The sequence below is a fragment of the Planctomycetota bacterium genome, assembly GCA_035384565.1.
In the GTDB taxonomy this organism is placed as follows: domain Bacteria; phylum Planctomycetota; class PUPC01; order DSUN01; family DSUN01; genus DAOOIT01.
In genome coordinates this window covers 229,290-245,012 of record DAOOIT010000001.1, presented here as the reverse complement: position 1 = coordinate 245,012, position 15,723 = coordinate 229,290, and the positions used below count along the sequence as shown (strand labels likewise).

The 15,723-nt window shown below is 70.0% G+C and carries 14 protein-coding genes; 11 read left to right on the top strand and 3 right to left on the bottom strand.

Translation table 11 applies throughout. The features are described from left to right. Positions 1–564 precede the first annotated feature (564 nt). From hisF to PLE19_00785, 6 genes are all read left to right on the top strand, one after another. Positions 565–1,320, top strand: coding sequence for an imidazole glycerol phosphate synthase subunit HisF (gene hisF, locus PLE19_00810; GenBank protein HPD13457.1), 756 nt, complete (start codon positions 565–567; stop codon positions 1,318–1,320). A gap of 33 nt (positions 1,321–1,353) precedes the next feature. Continuing rightward, positions 1,354–4,026, top strand: a complete 2,673-nt coding sequence (locus PLE19_00805; protein ID HPD13456.1) for a GH116 family glycosyl-hydrolase — start codon at positions 1,354–1,356, stop codon at positions 4,024–4,026. Positions 4,027–4,036: 10 nt separating this feature from the next. Further along, complete coding sequence (locus PLE19_00800) at positions 4,037–4,957, top strand: SMP-30/gluconolactonase/LRE family protein (protein ID HPD13455.1); 921 nt, start codon at positions 4,037–4,039, stop codon at positions 4,955–4,957. 38 nt (positions 4,958–4,995) lie between these two features. Next, positions 4,996–5,694 (top strand): hypothetical protein, encoded by a 699-nt coding sequence (locus PLE19_00795; GenBank protein ID HPD13454.1) that lies wholly within the window; start codon positions 4,996–4,998, stop codon positions 5,692–5,694. Positions 5,695–5,768: 74 nt separating this feature from the next. After that, positions 5,769–6,434: a DUF1080 domain-containing protein gene (locus PLE19_00790; protein HPD13453.1), complete on the top strand. Its 666-nt coding sequence runs from the start codon at positions 5,769–5,771 to the stop codon at positions 6,432–6,434. Positions 6,435–6,511: 77 nt separating this feature from the next. Continuing rightward, positions 6,512–8,053, top strand: coding sequence for a caspase family protein (locus PLE19_00785; protein ID HPD13452.1), 1,542 nt, complete (start codon positions 6,512–6,514; stop codon positions 8,051–8,053). 199 nt (positions 8,054–8,252) lie between these two features. Here the strand turns inward: PLE19_00785 and PLE19_00780 are convergent, their stop codons facing one another. The 3 genes from PLE19_00780 to PLE19_00770 are packed head-to-tail and all read right to left on the bottom strand — an operon-like array spanning position 8,253 to position 12,009. After that, a complete protein-coding gene (locus PLE19_00780; GenBank protein HPD13451.1) occupies positions 8,253–9,605 on the bottom strand; it encodes a Gfo/Idh/MocA family oxidoreductase in 1,353 nt (450 codons plus the stop codon). A gap of 49 nt (positions 9,606–9,654) precedes the next feature. Beyond that, the gene (locus PLE19_00775; GenBank protein ID HPD13450.1) at positions 9,655–10,590 is read right to left on the bottom strand and encodes a hypothetical protein; all 936 of its coding nucleotides are present in this window, start codon (positions 10,588–10,590) and stop codon (positions 9,655–9,657) included. 54 nt (positions 10,591–10,644) lie between these two features. Next, positions 10,645–12,009, bottom strand: coding sequence for an aspartate kinase (locus PLE19_00770; GenBank protein ID HPD13449.1), 1,365 nt, complete (start codon positions 12,007–12,009; stop codon positions 10,645–10,647). A gap of 501 nt (positions 12,010–12,510) precedes the next feature. Between PLE19_00770 and PLE19_00765 the strand changes: the two genes are divergently transcribed. The 5 genes from PLE19_00765 (at position 12,511) to PLE19_00745 (ending at position 15,711) form a co-directional block, all read left to right on the top strand. Continuing rightward, the gene (locus tag PLE19_00765; protein HPD13448.1) at positions 12,511–13,266 is read left to right on the top strand and encodes a hypothetical protein; all 756 of its coding nucleotides are present in this window, start codon (positions 12,511–12,513) and stop codon (positions 13,264–13,266) included. 97 nt (positions 13,267–13,363) lie between these two features. Continuing rightward, complete coding sequence (locus tag PLE19_00760; protein ID HPD13447.1) at positions 13,364–13,579, top strand: type II toxin-antitoxin system Phd/YefM family antitoxin; 216 nt, start codon at positions 13,364–13,366, stop codon at positions 13,577–13,579. Between the two features lie 19 nt (positions 13,580–13,598). Further along, positions 13,599–13,814 (top strand): type II toxin-antitoxin system RelE/ParE family toxin, encoded by a 216-nt coding sequence (locus PLE19_00755; protein HPD13446.1) that lies wholly within the window; start codon positions 13,599–13,601, stop codon positions 13,812–13,814. Positions 13,815–13,853: 39 nt separating this feature from the next. Continuing rightward, the gene (rimO, locus tag PLE19_00750; GenBank protein ID HPD13445.1) at positions 13,854–15,245 is read left to right on the top strand and encodes a 30S ribosomal protein S12 methylthiotransferase RimO; all 1,392 of its coding nucleotides are present in this window, start codon (positions 13,854–13,856) and stop codon (positions 15,243–15,245) included. After that, positions 15,229–15,711 (top strand): phosphatidylglycerophosphatase A, encoded by a 483-nt coding sequence (locus tag PLE19_00745; protein ID HPD13444.1) that lies wholly within the window; start codon positions 15,229–15,231, stop codon positions 15,709–15,711. The genes rimO and PLE19_00745 overlap by 17 nt, the downstream gene beginning before the upstream one ends. The last annotated feature ends 12 nt before the right edge of the window (positions 15,712–15,723 follow it).

Here is a 15,723-nt window from a genome sequence, read left to right as displayed (position 1 = left end):
CTCACCCGCAGCGGCCACGGCCAGTCCCATTCAGAACCACATCGCAACCGCCTCGCGGCTCAGGGGTGCGGGCGGCTGCGGAGGGCCGGCGTCGTACGCTCGGGCCATGCGTGCCGCCTGTTCGGGAATCAGGGGCGGCCTCCCAAGGGCTCCGATCCCTTCGGGAAGACATGCGGGGACCGCGGACCGGCTGTCCAGAATCCCACCCTGCCGGACGTGTGGGGAGGTTCGAGAGGGAGCTGCGCTCGGGCCAGCGGCATTCGCCGGCCATGTGGGATTCGGGCAACATGCTGTCATGCTGTATCACCCCCGTGGGGGAGGAAGTGATACAGCATGCCAGTAACGGCCGCAGAAGGCCATGAATCACGAAAGCGCCGCGCTCTGTCACCTGCCCGGGGCGGGGGGAGTGATACAGGATGGGCGCGGGCGGTCTGGTCTTTCGGAGGGCTCGGCGCATTCCACCGGGCGGACGGGGCCCGGCGCCGCGCTTGACGCGGGTCCGGGCCGTGCGCTAGGATGCTTCCCCTGGTGCATTCCACTGGTTTGCTGGCAAGGAGCCTTCCCATGGAGACCGCCAAGGTAATCCCCTGCCTCGACATCAAGGACGGCCGGGTCGTCAAGGGCGTGAAGTTCGTGAATCTGCGCGACGCGCGCGACCCGGCGCAGGCCGCGGCCGCCTACTGCCAGCAGGGGGCCGACGAGGTGGTGTTCCTCGACATCGCCGCGTCCGTGGAGAAGCGCAAGACCCGCCTCGAATGGGTCAAGAAGGTCGTCAAGGCGGTCACCGTGCCCTTCACAGTCGGCGGCGGCATCGGCTCGCTCGACGACATGAAGGCCCTCTTCGACCTCGGCGTCGCCAAGGTCTCGATCAACACTGCCGCCGTGCGCAACCCCGACCTCATCGAGGAGGCGGCCGACACGTTCGGCCCCGACCGCATCGTGGTGGCCATTGACGCCGAGAAAGGCGAGAACGGCTTCGAGGTGCTCATCTCCGGCGGCACCAGGCGGGCCGGCCTCGAGCTCGTCGAGTGGGCGAAACAGGTGGAGGACCTGGGCGCCGGCGAAATCCTGCTGACGAGCAAGGACGCCGACGGTGTGCAGACGGGCTACGACATCCCGATGACCAAGGCCGTGGCCGACGCCGTGACCATCCCCGTCACCGCCTCGGGCGGCTGCGGCAAGCTGGAGCACATGGCCGCCGTGCTGCTCGAGGGCCACGCCACCAACGTGTTGGCCGCCTCGGTGTTCCACTTCGGCACCCTCACCGTGCGGCAGGCGAAGGAGTACCTCAAGAGCCAGGGGATTCCTGTCAGGCTGTGACCGGGCTCCCGAACGCCTCCAGCGGAGCCTCTGATGGCCGCGAAGCCGAGCAAGTCCTGGCCTGCGCTCACGAGTTACGATGCCGCGCATCTCTCCCGCATCGCCCTCCCGCTCGGCGGGATCGGCACGGGCACCGTGTCGCTGGGCGGACGCGGCGACCTGCGCGACTGGGAGATCGTGAACCGCCCCGCCAAGGGCTTCTCGCCCAGGAACGCCTTCTTCGCCCTCTGGGCGAAGCCTGCGGGCAGGGCGTCTGTGCCCCGCGTCCGCTGCCTCGAAGGCCTCCTCCCGCCCGAAGCCTACGAGGGCGGCTTCGGCTGCCCGCAGCCCAACCACGGCCTGCCCCGCTTCCGCCGCTGCTCGTTCCATGCCGCCTACCCCCTCGGCCAAGTGCTCCTCAGCGACCCCGACGTGCCGCTCGACGTGCGCCTCGAGGCCTTCAACCCGCTGATCCCTGGCGACCCCGACCGCAGCGGCCTGCCCGTGGCCGTCCTGCGTTTCGTGCTCACCAATCGCACGAGGCAGGCTGTGGACGCCGCCGTGTGCGGCAGCCTTCAGAACTTCATCGGCGCCGATGGCTCCAACGGCAAGCCGCTCAAGAACGTCAACGCCTTCCGCACGCAGGGCAAGCTTCAGGGCATCTTCATGGCATCGGAAGGCGTGGAGCCCGCTGCCGAGCAGTGGGGCACAATCGCGCTCGCCACTCTTGGCGCAAGCGAGAGCCGGTTCGTGGTGCGGCCTTCAGGCCGTACGGGATACGGGCTGAAGCCCGTACTGCAAACCGTCACCCATCGCACCGCCTGGGCCAAGCGCACCTGGGGCGACAGCCTGCTGGACTTCTGGGACGACTTCGCGGCCGACGGCCAGCTCGACCCCCGCGACCCCGAGGGCGTGGACGACCCGACCGCCTCCCTCGCCGTCCGCCTGCGCGTCCCGCCCCGCGCCGCGCAGGCCGTCACTTTCTTCCTCGCCTGGCATTTCCCCAACCGCATGACCTGGACCCCTGCGAAGGATGTCAGTAGTGCGGGCTTCAGCCCGTCTCCTGGTTGCTGTAACCCCAACCGCATCGGCAACTACTACACCACGCAATTCGCCGACGCCTGGGACGCCGCCTCGAAGGCCGCCGCGGCCCTGCCCCGCCTGGAGGGCGACACGGTGGCCTTCGTCCGCGCCTTCTGCTCCAGCGATCTGCCCCACGCCGTCAAGGAGGCAGCGCTCTGCACCCTCACCGCCCTCCGGTCCCAGACCAGCTTCCGCACCGAGGACGGCCGCTTCTTCGGCTGGGAGGGCTGCGGCGACAAGAACGGCTGCTGCCACGGCTCGTGCACCCACGTGTGGAACTACGAGCACGCCACCGCCCTCCTCTTCCCCACCCTCGCCCGCTCGATGCGCGAGACCGAGTTCCTCCTCGCCACGGACGACGCTGGCCTCATGTCCTTCCGCGTCAACCTGCCCCTCGCGCGCGCCCGGGAGTTCCAGCACGCCGCCGCCGACGGCCAGCTCGGCTGCCTGATGAAGGTCTACCGCGACTGGCAGCTCTCGGGCGACGACGCCTGGCTCCGCACCCTCTGGCCCAAGATACGCAAGGCGATGGAGTTCTGCTGGGTCCCCGGCGGCTGGGACGCCGATCGCGACGGCGTGATCGAGGGCTGCCAGCACAACACGATGGACGTGGAGTACTACGGCCCGAACCCGCAGATGGGCGGCTGGTATCTCGGCGCCCTGCGCGCCGTCGAGGAAATGGCCCGCCATCTGGGCGAGGGCGACTTCGCCGACACCTGCCGCGGCCTCTTCGAGCGCGGCCGCCGCTGGATGGACGAGCACCTCTTCAACAGCGAGTACTACGAGCACGAGGTCCGCCCGCCGAAGGACGCCGCCGCCATCGCCCCAGGGCTCAGCGTGGGCATGGGCGCGAAGGACCTCGCCGAGCCCGAGCTGCAACTCGGCGCCGGCTGCCTCGTGGACCAACTGGTCGGCCAGTACACCGCGCACGTGATCGGCCTCGGCTACCTCCTCGACCCCCGGCACGTCAAGGCCACCCACCGCGCGATCTTCCGGCACAACTTCAGGCGGGGCCTCCACGGCCATTTCAACCATCTTCGCACCTTCGCCCTCAACGACGAATCGGCCCTCCTCATGGCCACCTACCTGCGCGGCCGCCGCCCGAAGCGCCCCTTCCCCTACTACAACGAGGTCATGACCGGCTTCGAGTACTGCGCCGCCGTCGGCATGCTCTACGAGGGCCAGACGGCGGCGGGCCTCCAGTGCATCGAGGCCATTCGCGCCCGCTACGACGGCCGGAAGAGGAACCCCTTCGATGAGGCCGAGTGCGGCCACCACTACGCCCGCGCCATGGCCGCCTGGAGCGCCGTGCCCGCCCTCACCGGCTTCCATTACTCCGCCGTGACCGGGACACTCACCTTCGCCCCGGCGCGCGAGCCCACCACCTGGTTCTGGTCCACGGGAGCCGCCTGGGGCACCGTCCGCCAGAAGCCCGCGCGCCGCGGGATCGAGGTCCAACTCTCCGTCCTCCACGGCAAGCTGGAGGTCAGGAAGCTCGCGCTCAGGGGATTCGCCCCCCTTCAGGTCCCCCACGCGAGGCCGATTGCGGAAGGCAGGACCGCGACCTTCCACGTTCGCGTCATTCCGGGCGAAGCGCCGCGTGGTCGAGGAATCTCTCTTGCCCGACCCGCAACGAGCAGGTAGGAGGCTGGCCATGGCTGACTTCGAGATTCTCGACGGGGCGTTCCAGACCATTCTCGCCTCCGACTCCAAGCTGCGCCTCATCGCCGACGGCTTCCAGTTCACCGAAGGCCCCGTGTGGTTCGATGACGGGGAGTGTCTCCTCTTCAGCGACATCCCCGCCGACACGATCTATCGTTGGAAGGAAGGCGAAGGGCACGCCGTCTGGCGGAAGCCGTCGCACCACACGAACGGCAACACGCTCGACCGCCAGGGCCGCCTGATCTCGTGCGAGCACGGCAGCCGCCGCGTGACCCGCACCGAACCCGACGGCTCGGTGACCGTGCTCGCCGCGACGTATGGCGGCAGGCGGCTCAACTCGCCCAACGACGCCGTGGTGAAGAGCGACGGGACGCTCTGGTTCACCGACCCGCCCTACGGCATCCGGCCCGAGGAGCAGGAGCAGCCGGCCTGCTGCGTGTTCCGTCTCGACCCCGGGGCGAAGGAGCCGACGCCGGTGGTGGAGAACCTGTTCCGCCCCAACGGCCTGGCCTTCTCGCCCGACGAGCGGCTGCTCTACGTGGCGAACAGCGATCGGGCCGAGCCGGTCGTCCGCCGTTTCAGGGTGCTTGTGGGCGGGACGTCTCCGTCCCGCGATACGCGGCGTGGGGACACGCCGCCCACAATGCACAACACGCTCGAGGGCGGCGAGGTGCTGTTCCGCATTGACCCCGGCGTGCCCGATGGCTTTCGGTGCGACGCGGAGGGACGCCTCTACTGCACGGCTGGCGACGGCGTGCAGGTGTTCAACCCCGAGGGCAAGCTCCTGGGCAAGATTCGCACGCCGCAGGCCGCGGCCAACTGCGTCTTTGGCGGCCTCGACCGCCGCACGCTCTTCATCACCGCCGTCCGCAGCGTGTGGGCCGTGCGGCTGAACGTGCGGGGCGCCAGGTGAGGGCCGACGCAGGGCGGGCGCGTGCGAGGAGGCCGGCAATGAGCCGAGCAGGACACAGCGGCAGCCCCGAGGCCGAGCGGTTCGAGGCGAGCCTGACGCCCCGCGAGCGGCGGACGGCCGCGCGATGGACGAGTCCCGCCGCCATCCAGGCTTTCCTCGACGCCATCCCCTACAGCACCGAGCCTGTCTACCGCTGCCCGCTGCGCGTGCTGCGCGACCGTCGGGCGCACTGCTTCGACGGTGCGCTGTTCGCCGCCGCCGCGCTGCGCCGCCTCGGCCACCCGCCGCTGATTCTCGAACTCGTGGCGGCCAGAGGCCTCGATGACGTGCACCTGCTGGCCCTCTTCCGCCGCGGCGGCCACTGGGGCGCCGTGGCCAAGAGCAACTGCGTCGGCCTCCGCTTCCGCGAGCCGATCTACCGCTCGCTGCGCGAGCTGGCCCTGTCGTACTTCCCCTGCTACTACAATGTCCGCCGCCAGTGCACCCTGCGTGGTTACCGTCGCCCGATGAATCTGCGGGCCTGCGACCGCTTGCACTGGATGACCCGCGACGAGCATCTCGAAGCGATCGCGGACCGCCTCGACCGCTTCCGCCTCGTGCCGCTCATCACCCAGGCGATGGCCGCGCACCTGACGCCCGTGGACAGGCGAAGCTACTGCGCCGGCCTGCTGGGCGCCGACCCCAGGGGGCTCTTCCGCCCGCGGCGTAGAGGCTCCCACAGAGGCGGCCGCGGTTGACAATCGCGCCCCGCCGTGGCACGATGGACCCCGCACGGCGGAACTGCTCACCGGAATTGTGGAGAGTCAGTGGCATGAGAACGCTTGTCGTGCTGGGAGCGTGGCTGGCCTGCGTGGCGGCCCGGGGCGGCGAAGAGGCCAAGCCCACCGAGGGGCTCAAGCCGCCCGAGGGCGCCATCGTGCTCTTCGACGGCAAGGACACGTCGCGGTGGAATAACGCGAAGGTGACGCCCGATGGCTTCCTGGAGGTTGGGGCAATCACGAAGGACAAGTTCGGCGACTGCCAGCTCCATCTGGAGTTCAATATCCAGCCCGACCCGACGGGCAAGAAGACGCCGGGCAACAGCGGCGTCTACCTTCAGAACCGCTACGAAATCCAGATTCTGAACACCGCCGGCGGCCCGCCGCAGAAGGGCGGCTGCGGGGCGATCTACCAGTTCAAGCCCCCCGACACCAATCAGGCCAAGCCGCCGGGCGAGTGGCAGACCTATGACATCACCTTCCGCGCCCCGCGCTGGGACGCCGACAAGAAGAAGACCGAGAACGCGCGCATCACCGTGCTGCACAACGGCGTGAAGATTCACGACAACGTCGAGGTGCCCAACAAGACGGGCGCGGGCAAGCCCGAGGGTCCCGAGCCCGGGCCGCTCTACCTCCAGAACCACGGGAACAAGGTCTTCTTCCGCAACGTGTGGCTCCTGCCGCTCGAGGCCGCCAAGAGCGTGCAGAAGGATACGTAGGCTTGCGGTGCGGGCTTCAGCCCGTGCCGGCCCGACACGGCCTGAAGCCCGCACTATGAGCAATCCCGGAGATCTTCATGTATGGACGGCGACTCGTAGGGGCGACGGTCCTGCTGGCGGCCTGCCTGGCGGCCAGCGGGTGCATGATCCGCCGCGGCCCCGAGCGTGTGGAGCTCAAGCGGATGGAGAAGCCGCCCATCCTCCGCCTGGGCAAGATCACTGAGGAGTTCACCGGATCGTGGGCCAAGGCCGCCCAGGAGAACCAACTCGGCGGCAGACAGGTCGTCACCGCCCTCCTCCGCCAGTCCGAGGCCGCCTCGCTCTTCGGCCCCGACCCCGCCAACCTCGTGGCCGACATCCACATGGTGACGAACCACGAGGACGACGGACCGCGCCTCGGCTTCCTGGCTCTCATGAGCATCTGCACCCTGGGCGTCTGGCCCCTGTCGTACCACTCGGAATGGGTGTGCGACGTGGTGGTGACGCTACGGCGGTGCGACGGCTCGCCCGTGGCCGAGTACCCCTACCAGGCCAAAGGCACCTACGACATCCTCGCCCTGCCGCTCACCATGTTCTCCCTGGGCATCGCGGCCCTGCGAGGGCCCCAGGACGGCATGGAGGTGCGCCAGCGCATGGCCCGCAAAGCCGTGGCCGACCTGATGAAGACGGCCGAGGCCGACTACGACCGCTTGGCGAAGGCCCAGAAGGCCAACGCCGCGCTGCTTGCCAGCCAGCCCGTGATGCCCCCGCCCACCACGACCACGCCCGGGCCGGCCGTGGGAGGGCTGCCGGCGCCCATCTCGCGCCGCTACGCCGTCATCGTGGGCGTGAGCGAGCACAAGTTCCGCGGCAAGATGGGCCTCACCGACCTGCGCTACGCGGCCCGCGACGCCCAGGCCCTCGCCGCCCACCTGCGCAGCCCCGACGGAGGCCGCTTCGACAGCGTCACACTCCTGTGCAACCAGGACGCCACCACGCAGAACGTCAAGATCGCCCTCCGCGAGCGCCTGCGCGAGGTGCAGGAGGGCGATTTCGTGGTCGTCGCCTGGTCGGGCCACGGCGGCCCCGACCCGCGCGAGCTCCAGCGCCTCTACCTCATCACCCACGACACCGACCCCGAGCACATGGCCGCCACGGCCTATGCGATGGAGGAGTTCCGCGACGACCTGAACCGCCTGCGGGCCAGGAACATCCTCGTGCTCGCCGACACGTGCCACGCGGCCGGCATCACCGACCCCACGGTGGGCCTCCGCGGCCCGAAGGACAATAAGATCGTGGAAGGCCTCCGCGCGCTGGAGGGCGCGGCGAAGGGGCCGAACGACGTGCCGCAGCTCCGCCTCATCTTCACGAGCTGCGAGGCGGGCGAGACCAGCCTCGAGAACGCCAACCTCGGCGGCGGCCACGGCGTCTTTACCTGGTTCTTCCTCCAGGCCATCGCCGGGCAGGCGGACCGGCGTGACTTCGGCGGCAACGCCGACGGCGTAGTCACCCTCGGCGAGACCATCGAGTTCACCCGCGACCAGGTCAAGCGCTTCACCCAGAACCAGCAGCACCCCGACACCGCCGGCCGCTTCGACCGCCGGGTGATCCTCTCGGGCTCGAGGCCCACCGCCCCATGACGCGGCGAGAGGCCGCCAAGCCGCTCGCCTCCGGCACTCTTGCGGCGGCAAGCCCCCGAAAGATCATTCGACAGGCTCGCGACGACACGTCCGCATTCGGTTCGTTCTGAAACAGGCCCTGAGACTATCGAGGTGCCCGCTTCCTCCCTACTTGGTCTTTGAGGACTGTGAGTTGGACATTGGCCATTGGGCTTCCACTCTATAGCGTCCATCCCTTGCGGTATTCGCGGTGGACGTACTGGTTGGCCTCGGGGATGTTGGTGCACTTGAGGCGGCGCCAGTCCCAGGCCAGCTTCGTCTGCGGGAAGCGGATGGCGACGTTGCCGCTGAGGACGAGTTCGGCGAGCGGGCCGGCGAAGTCGGGGAAGTTGGCGCCGCACGGCTCGCCGCCGCGGATGGCGCGCTTGTACTCCTCGTAGATGCCGGGCGAGCGGGGCAGGGTCTTGGGCGGCAGGGCGGGCTGCATCTCCTTCATCTTCGCCTCGGGGATGATGCGGCCGTCGAGCATCGTGGCCTTGTCGCCGATGAGGAGCTGGCCGTTGTCGCCCAGCTTGCGGTCAGGCTCCAGTTCCTTCGGGCGCTCCGCCGTCTTGCCGCCGTCGTACCACACGAGCTTCAGTTCGGGCATGTCGGCGCGCGCGGGGATGCGGTAGGTGATGATGGACCACTTGGGATAGGTTTCGCCGTTGTGGCCGGAGTGGACGGCTTCGACCTCGAACGACTTGGCCTGGCCGATCTTGAGCGCCCAGAAGACGCCGTCGAAGGCGTGGCACGCGATGTCGCCGAGGGCGCCCGTGCCGAAGTCCCACCAGCCGCGCCAGGCGAAGGGGTGGTAGACGGGGTGGTAGGGCCGCTCGGGGGCGGGGCCGAGCCACAGGTTCCAGTCGAGGCTCGGCGGGCAGGGGGGCGTGTCCTTCGGGCGGTCCATGCCCTGCGTGTTCCACCACTTGCCGGGGCGGTCGGTCCAGATGTGGACTTCGCGGACGGGGCCGAGGATGCCGGCCCAGACCCATTCGCACAGCACACGCTGGTGCTCGCCGCAATGGCCCTGGATGCCCATGACAGTGGCGACCTTGTGTTTGCGGGCGGCTTCGGCGAGGGCGCGGGCCTCGAACATCGAGTGGGTGAGCGGCTTCTGGGTGAAGCAGTGCTTGCCCATCCGGATCGCCATCATCGAGGCAGGGGCGTGGCTGTGGTCGGCGGTGGAGACGGTCACCGCGTCAATCTGCTTGTCCATCTCCTGGAGCATTACGCGGTAGTCCTGGAACACCTTGGCGTTGGCGAAGCGCTTGAAGATGCCGGCTCCGCGGGCGGTATCCACGTCGCACAGGGCGACGATGTTCTCGCTCTCCAGGCCCGCGACGTCGCTGGCCCCCTTGCCGCCGCAGCCGATGCCGGCCACGTTGATCTTGTCGCTCGGGGGGATGACTCGGGGGCCGCCGATCGCATGGCGCGGCACGATGTGCAGCCGCCGGCACCCGAGGGCGAGGGCCGACGCCGCGGCCCCGCCGAGAAAGGCGCGGCGATTGATCTGGTGGCGGTTCTCAGGCACGGGGGTCTCCTTTCCCAGGTTCGCGGGGACGACGCGGAGCGCGGGACGTTCATCCAACGTCGCCCACGTCCTCCGGCTCCTCCTTCTCCGGCTCTTCCTTCTCGGGCGGCTCATAGGGGATGGCCTTGGCCGCGATGGTGACCAGGCGCAGGCGGTCTTTCTCCATCACGGTAGAGAGCACGACCAGGTAGCACAACGGCGGGGCGCCGGGCGCGCGGCCTGGCAGTGCCCCGAGCAGGCGCCCGCGGATGGTCGGCTGGTCGCGGTCAGGGCCGGTCATGGCGATGCCGAATGGCTCCCACGTGAGCGCGGCGGCTGCGGGCAGGCCGGGCGCCTTGGCCCGGATCGCCTCGAGGGCGGGCAAGTCCTTCGCGCCATCCCAGAGCTTCGTGGCCGCAAGAGAGGTCTTGAGCGCCGCCGTGAGGTCGGTGGCGAGGAGGAGGGCCTTCTGGGCGCGCGAGTCGGCGTGGTCGGCCACGATGAGCCACCTGCCGCCGTCCCTCCGCAGCACGGTCTGGGTGAGGGGGAGCTTCTGGGCCTGCCGGGCCTTCGCCTGGGGCTGGACGAGTTGGACCGTGGTCCGGCTCGCCACCACGCATAGTTCGCCGGTCCAGGTTTTCTCGGGGGCTCGCAGGGAGCGCGGGCGGGTGTAGGACGTGGCCGCCGCGGCGCTCTCCACCTCGATGCTCGCGGCCTCGAAGGTGTAGTTTCGCCAGTTCATCGCCAGGCGCTTCTTCCGCTCGGCCTTGCCCCCGTCGTCGCCGAGGAAGCCGTCGTGCAGACACGCCAGGGCGTCGGCCACCTTGCGCGCGGCGACGGCGCGGTGGTAGGCCTCGAAGACGGCCCGCGGCTCGGCAGGAATCTTCTCGAGCCCGGTGAAGGCGACCTGGGGGGCCGGCGCGGGCGGCGCCGCGGCGCCGGCCGTCGCGGCCAGCAGCAGGCCGCAGGCCAGCGCCGCAAGGCGGTTGGACGCGGCTCGATTCACGGGCGCGCTCCTCGTGGGTCTGTGGCCGGAGCGCCGGGGGACGCGCGGGCCCGCCTAGCCCTTGGGGGGCCGGAGAAAGAACTCGCCGTAGAGCGCCCGAACGGCTCGGGCGGCGTCGGCGGCCTTGACGCCGAACATCATGGAGACCTCGGACGAGCCCTGGTTGATCATCTCGATGTTCACGCCGCCTCGGGCCAGCGCGGCCGTGGCGCGCGCGGCGATGCCCACCGTGTGCCGCATCCCTTCGCCCACGATCATCACCAGGGCCAGGTCGCGCTCCACCGTCACATCGTCCACTGCCAGCTCGCGGCGGATGCGCTCGAGCACGCGGGCCTCGCGGGCCGTGTCGAAGTGCTTCTCGCGCAGGATGACGGAGATGTTGTCAATGCCCGACGGGCAATGCTCGAACGAGAGCCCCTCCTCTTCGAGAATCTGGAGCAGGCGGCGGCCGAAGCCGACCTCGCGGTTCATCAGGTACTTGCTCAGGTAGAGCGAGCAGAAGCCCGTGTCGCTGGCGATTCCCGTCACCGGGCCGGCCGCGAGCACCCGCTCGGGAAGGATCATCGTGCCGGGGGCCGCCGGGTTGTTGGTGTTCTTGATGCACACGGGGATGTTGGCGCGCACGGCGGGCTCCAGGGCCTCCTCGTGAAACACGCTGAAGCCGGCGTAGGACAGCTCGCGCATCTCGCGGTACGTGATCTCCAGGATCGCGCAGGGATGCTCGACGATGTTCGGGCTGGCCACGAACACCGAGTCCACGTCGGTGAAGTTCTCGTACAGCTCGGCCCTCACGCCGGCAGCCACGATCGAGCCCGTGATGTCCGACCCGCCCCGCGGGAAGGTCACCACATCGCCCGCCTTCGAGTAGCCGAAGAAGCCGGGGAACACGGTGATGCCTGGGCGGTCGCGCAGGGCGTGCAGATGGGCGTACGACTCGGGCAGCACCTGGGCGTTGCCGAACTCGGCGCTCACGAGCAGCCCGGCCTCGCGGGGGCTCACGTAGCTGGCCTCGAGGCCGAGGCTCCGCAGGTACTCGGCGAAGAGCTTCGCACAGTTGTCCTCGCCCGCCGCCTTCAGAGTGTCCACGAAGCGGCTGCGGTGGCTCTTGTCGCCGGCCAGCCGGGCGTTGAGGTCCGCCGTCACCACATCGGCGATGGCCTCGGACAGGCTCAAGCCGCGGGCGATCTCGGCATAGCGCTCGGCCACGGCGCGCACCTCGACCTCGGCCGAGCCGAAGGCGAGCTGCCGGTCCGCACAGGCGATCAGCATGTCCGTCACCTTCGTGTCGGCCTTATGCCGCTTGCCGGGCGCGGAGACCACGACGATCCGCCGCTGCGGGTCCGACGCAATGATGGCTCCCACCTTGCGGAACTGCTCGGCGGAGGCCAGCGACGTGCCGCCAAACTTCGCCACCTTCATGCGGGCGCAATGCTCCTTCGAACCAGGGAATGCGACTGAATCGCCCTTGCGAGGCCGAATGGAGTGATATTATAGGCGGAAACCCGTGGAACACAAGCGCCGCGGCAGACCCTGCCGGAGCACGGCCCTCAACTCTCGCGCCCACGCCCCCGCTCGTCGCCAGTGTCTTGGAAACCAGACACGCGCCGCCATACTCGCTCACCTCTGCCGCCCCGGGGAGTTGAGCAAGTATGGCGCTTTGGCGATCCGGGCGGCTCGGCGGCCCTCCCGCCCATACTTGCTCAAATCTCTCCCCCTCCCAGTTGAGCAAGTATGGCGCGGCGGCGTTCCGTGGCCGCTCCTGTCCATCTGCATCCCTTTCGCTCCCACCGTGGTGATACAGGTGAGGACCGGGGGCATGCTCCCGCCGGGCCGCCTTGCGCCAGGGCGGCGATTCCACTAGGATCGCCGCGGTTCGGCCCGTGAGGCGCCCCCACCTCTTCCACGCGAGGAGCGACAGACATGCGCACCGATCTCGTGCTCACCGTCGCCCAGTCCAAGCGCTTGATCGCCAAGGGCGTCGCGAAGTACCCGCCCGTGCAGGACGCGCTGGCCCACGGCACCGTGGCCATCGCCAAGGGCGGCACGAACGCCTACATCGTGGAGGAGATCCTCGGCCAGCCCATTGAGAAGCGCCACTACGTGCTCGGCCAGGTGCTGCCGGCCGGCGTGTCGCGGGCCGACGCCGACCTGTCGGCCGACCTGCCCGACGTGGTGCTGGTGAAGGGCCAGCCCCTCGCCGGCGCCTCGGCCACCGGCGCCGTGGCCCAGATGCAGGCGGGTGATGTGTTCCTCAAGGGCGCCAACGCCCTGAACTACGCGGCCGGCGTGGCCGGCCTGCTCGTCGGCCACCCCACGGGCGGCACGATGGGCGCCGTGCTCGGCACCCTCGTCGCCCGACGCATCCGCCTGCTCATCCCCATCGGCCTCGAGAAGGAGACGCCGGCCGACATCATCGAGGCCGCGCGCACCCTCGAGGAACAGGGCGGCAACGGGCCCTCGCTGTGGCCGCTCCACGGCGACCTCTTCACCGAGATCGAAGCGTTGCGCGTGCTGTGCCGCGTCGAGGCCGTGCCCATCGGCGCCGGCGGCGTGGCGGGCGCCGAGGGTGCCGTGTGGCTCGCCTGCTTCGGCGAGGCCGAAGGGATTGAGGCGGTGAAGGCGCTGGCGGACCAACTGAAGGGCGAGCCGCCGTTCGCTGCCCCGTCGCGCAAGTGACCCGGCTGCGCGTTTTGACGCCGCCCACAGCCGGGCGTATAATGCGTCCAGTGGCCGCGTCCGTGGAACCGAGGGGAGGGAAAGGAGTGGCCAGCCGATGAAGGCGGGACTGAAAGAGCCCGAGATCGTGCTCAAAGACGGCAAGCCGGCGCGGGTGATCCTGGACATCGAGGACTACGAGGAGTTGCTCGAACGGCTCGAGGACACTGAGGACCTCCGGGCGCTAGAAGCCTTGCGTAACAGGCCCAGGCAGTTCCGGGACTTCGATGAGTATCTCGCGGAGCGCAGTCGGCGTGTACACCGTGCGCATTGAGCGTTCTGCGGAACGCGAGATGGACCGCCTGCCCAATGACCGCTTTGATCAGATTGCCGCGCGCATTCGGGCGCTTGCCGCGGATCCCAGGCCCCCAGGTTGCCGCAAGATCGTGGGGTCACGAAACGACTGGCGCATCCGCGTGGGACCCTACCGGGTTGTGTACGAGATTGACGACCAAGCGAGAGAGGTCCGAGTGAACCGCGTGAGGTCCAGAGCCCAAGTCTATCGGTAAGTCAGGCGTCCTCCTCTTCGCAGCCCGGAGCCCTCGCTGATGAGCAGGCGCGGCCACGATAGGCACCGCATCGGCCTCATCAGCCTCGGCTGCGCGAAGAACGAGGTGGACGCCGAGCGCATCCTCGGCGCCGCCGCCGAGGCGGGCTGGCTCGTGTGCGGCGACCCCGCCGACGCCGACGTGGTGGTGGTGAACACCTGCGGCTTCATCGAGGCCGCGAAGGCCGAATCGCTCGGCGCGATCCAGGAGGCGCTGGAGCTGAAGGCCCGCGGCCGCCCCCGCGCCGTGGTCGTGGCCGGCTGCCTGGCCGAGCGCTACGGGCGCGAACTGGCCCGCGAGCTGCCGGGCGTGGACGCCTGGCTGGGCATCGCCGACCCGCGCCAACTGCCCGCCCTGGCCGCCGGGCTGCTCGAGCGGCCCGCGCCCAGGCCCGTCGTGCGCCTCGAGCCGCTGCCGGGCGGCTTCGGCGACGAGGGGCCGCGCCTCCGCATCACGCCTCGCCATTACGCCTATCTGCGCATCACCGAGGGCTGCGACAACCGCTGCGCCTATTGCGCCATCCCGCTCATCCGCGGGCCGCTGCGCAGCAAGCCCCTCGAAACCTGTCTGGCCGAGGCCCGCGACCTGGCCGCCGACGGCTGCCGCGAGCTGGTGCTCATCGGGCAAGACACCACGAACTACGGCCTCGACCTCACCGGCCATCGTTCGCTGCCCAGGCTCCTCGCCCAGCTCGCCGAAATCGGGCCGCTGCACTGGCTCCGCGTGCTCTACTCGCACCCCGCGCACTTCGACGCGGCCGCGCTCGACGCCTTCGCCGCCACGCCCAAGCTCTGCCCCTACGTGGACCTGCCCATCCAGCACGCCAGCGACCCCGTGCTCGCGCGCATGGGCCGCCGCACCACCCGCGCCGCCATGGCCGGCCTCATCGCGCGCCTCCGCCAGCGAATCCCCCACCTCGTCTTGCGCACCACCGTGCTCGTCGGGTATCCTGGCGAGACCGAGGCCGACTTCGCGGCGCTGCTGGAGTTCATCGAGGCCGTCGAGTTCGACCGCCTGGGGGCCTTCGCCTACTCGGAAGAGGAAGGCACGCCGGCCGCCGCCGCGGGCCCCGCGGTGCCGCCGGCGGCCCGCGAGGCACGCCGCCGCGAGGTGATGCGGCGCCAGCAGGCCATCGCCTTCCGCAAGGCCCAGGCCCGCGTGGGCGCCCGGGCCGAAGTGGTGCTCGACCGGCGCCTGGGCGCCGGCCTCTTCGCCGGCCGCAGCTATGCCGAGGCGCCCGACGTGGATGGCCTCATCCGCGTGCGCGGCCGCGGCCTCGAAGCCGGCCAGTTCGTCGAAGTGGAGATCACCGATGCAGTGGGGTACGACCTGGAAGCCCGGGTGGGGGGCCAAACGGCGCGCCGAAAGGAGGCCCATGGACCGCGTGCGTGAGTGGGCCGTGAGCTGCTTCTACCTCGGCGAGTTCCCCTTCGCCTCGGGCACCGTGGGCAGCCTGGGGGCCGTGGCCCTCTACCTGCTCGCGGCGCTGCGGCTGGAAGGGGCCACGCTCAGCCTCGCCGCGGGCGCGGCGGGCGTCGTCTTCGCCGCCATCGGCATCGCGCTCGGCCACTGGGCCCAGGTGCACTACGACAACCGCGACCCCCGCCAGTTCGTGCTCGACGAGGCCGCCGGCCAGATGTTCGCCCTCGTGGCCGTCACGCCGCTGGTGATGAGCGTGGTGCGCTGGAAGGCCGCGCTCGCCGCTTTCCTCTTCTTCCGAGTGTGCGACGTCATCAAGCCCTTTCCGGCCAGCCGCGCCGAGGCGCTCAACGCCGGTTGGGGCATCGTGCTCGACGACGTGATCGCCGGCCTCTACGCGGCCGCACTCACGCATCTGTGGTTCCACTTCATCGCATAGCCCCGGAGGTGG

Bases quoted from the DNA above. Each gene is read 5' to 3' on its own strand.
- hisF (HPD13457.1), top strand. From the start codon at position 565: ATGGAGACCGCCAAGGTAATCCCCTGCCTCGACATCAAGGACGGCCGG.
- PLE19_00805 (HPD13456.1), top strand. From the start codon at position 1,354: ATGGCCGCGAAGCCGAGCAAGTCCTGGCCTGCGCTCACGAGTTACGAT.
- PLE19_00800 (HPD13455.1), top strand. From the start codon at position 4,037: ATGGCTGACTTCGAGATTCTCGACGGGGCGTTCCAGACCATTCTCGCC.
- PLE19_00795 (HPD13454.1), top strand. From the start codon at position 4,996: ATGAGCCGAGCAGGACACAGCGGCAGCCCCGAGGCCGAGCGGTTCGAG.
- PLE19_00790 (HPD13453.1), top strand. From the start codon at position 5,769: ATGAGAACGCTTGTCGTGCTGGGAGCGTGGCTGGCCTGCGTGGCGGCC.
- PLE19_00785 (HPD13452.1), top strand. From the start codon at position 6,512: ATGTATGGACGGCGACTCGTAGGGGCGACGGTCCTGCTGGCGGCCTGC.
- PLE19_00770 (HPD13449.1), bottom strand. From the start codon at position 12,009: ATGAAGGTGGCGAAGTTTGGCGGCACGTCGCTGGCCTCCGCCGAGCAG.
- PLE19_00765 (HPD13448.1), top strand. From the start codon at position 12,511: ATGCGCACCGATCTCGTGCTCACCGTCGCCCAGTCCAAGCGCTTGATC.
- PLE19_00760 (HPD13447.1), top strand. From the start codon at position 13,364: ATGAAGGCGGGACTGAAAGAGCCCGAGATCGTGCTCAAAGACGGCAAG.
- PLE19_00755 (HPD13446.1), top strand. From the start codon at position 13,599: ATGGACCGCCTGCCCAATGACCGCTTTGATCAGATTGCCGCGCGCATT.
- rimO (HPD13445.1), top strand. From the start codon at position 13,854: ATGAGCAGGCGCGGCCACGATAGGCACCGCATCGGCCTCATCAGCCTC.
- PLE19_00745 (HPD13444.1), top strand. From the start codon at position 15,229: ATGGACCGCGTGCGTGAGTGGGCCGTGAGCTGCTTCTACCTCGGCGAG.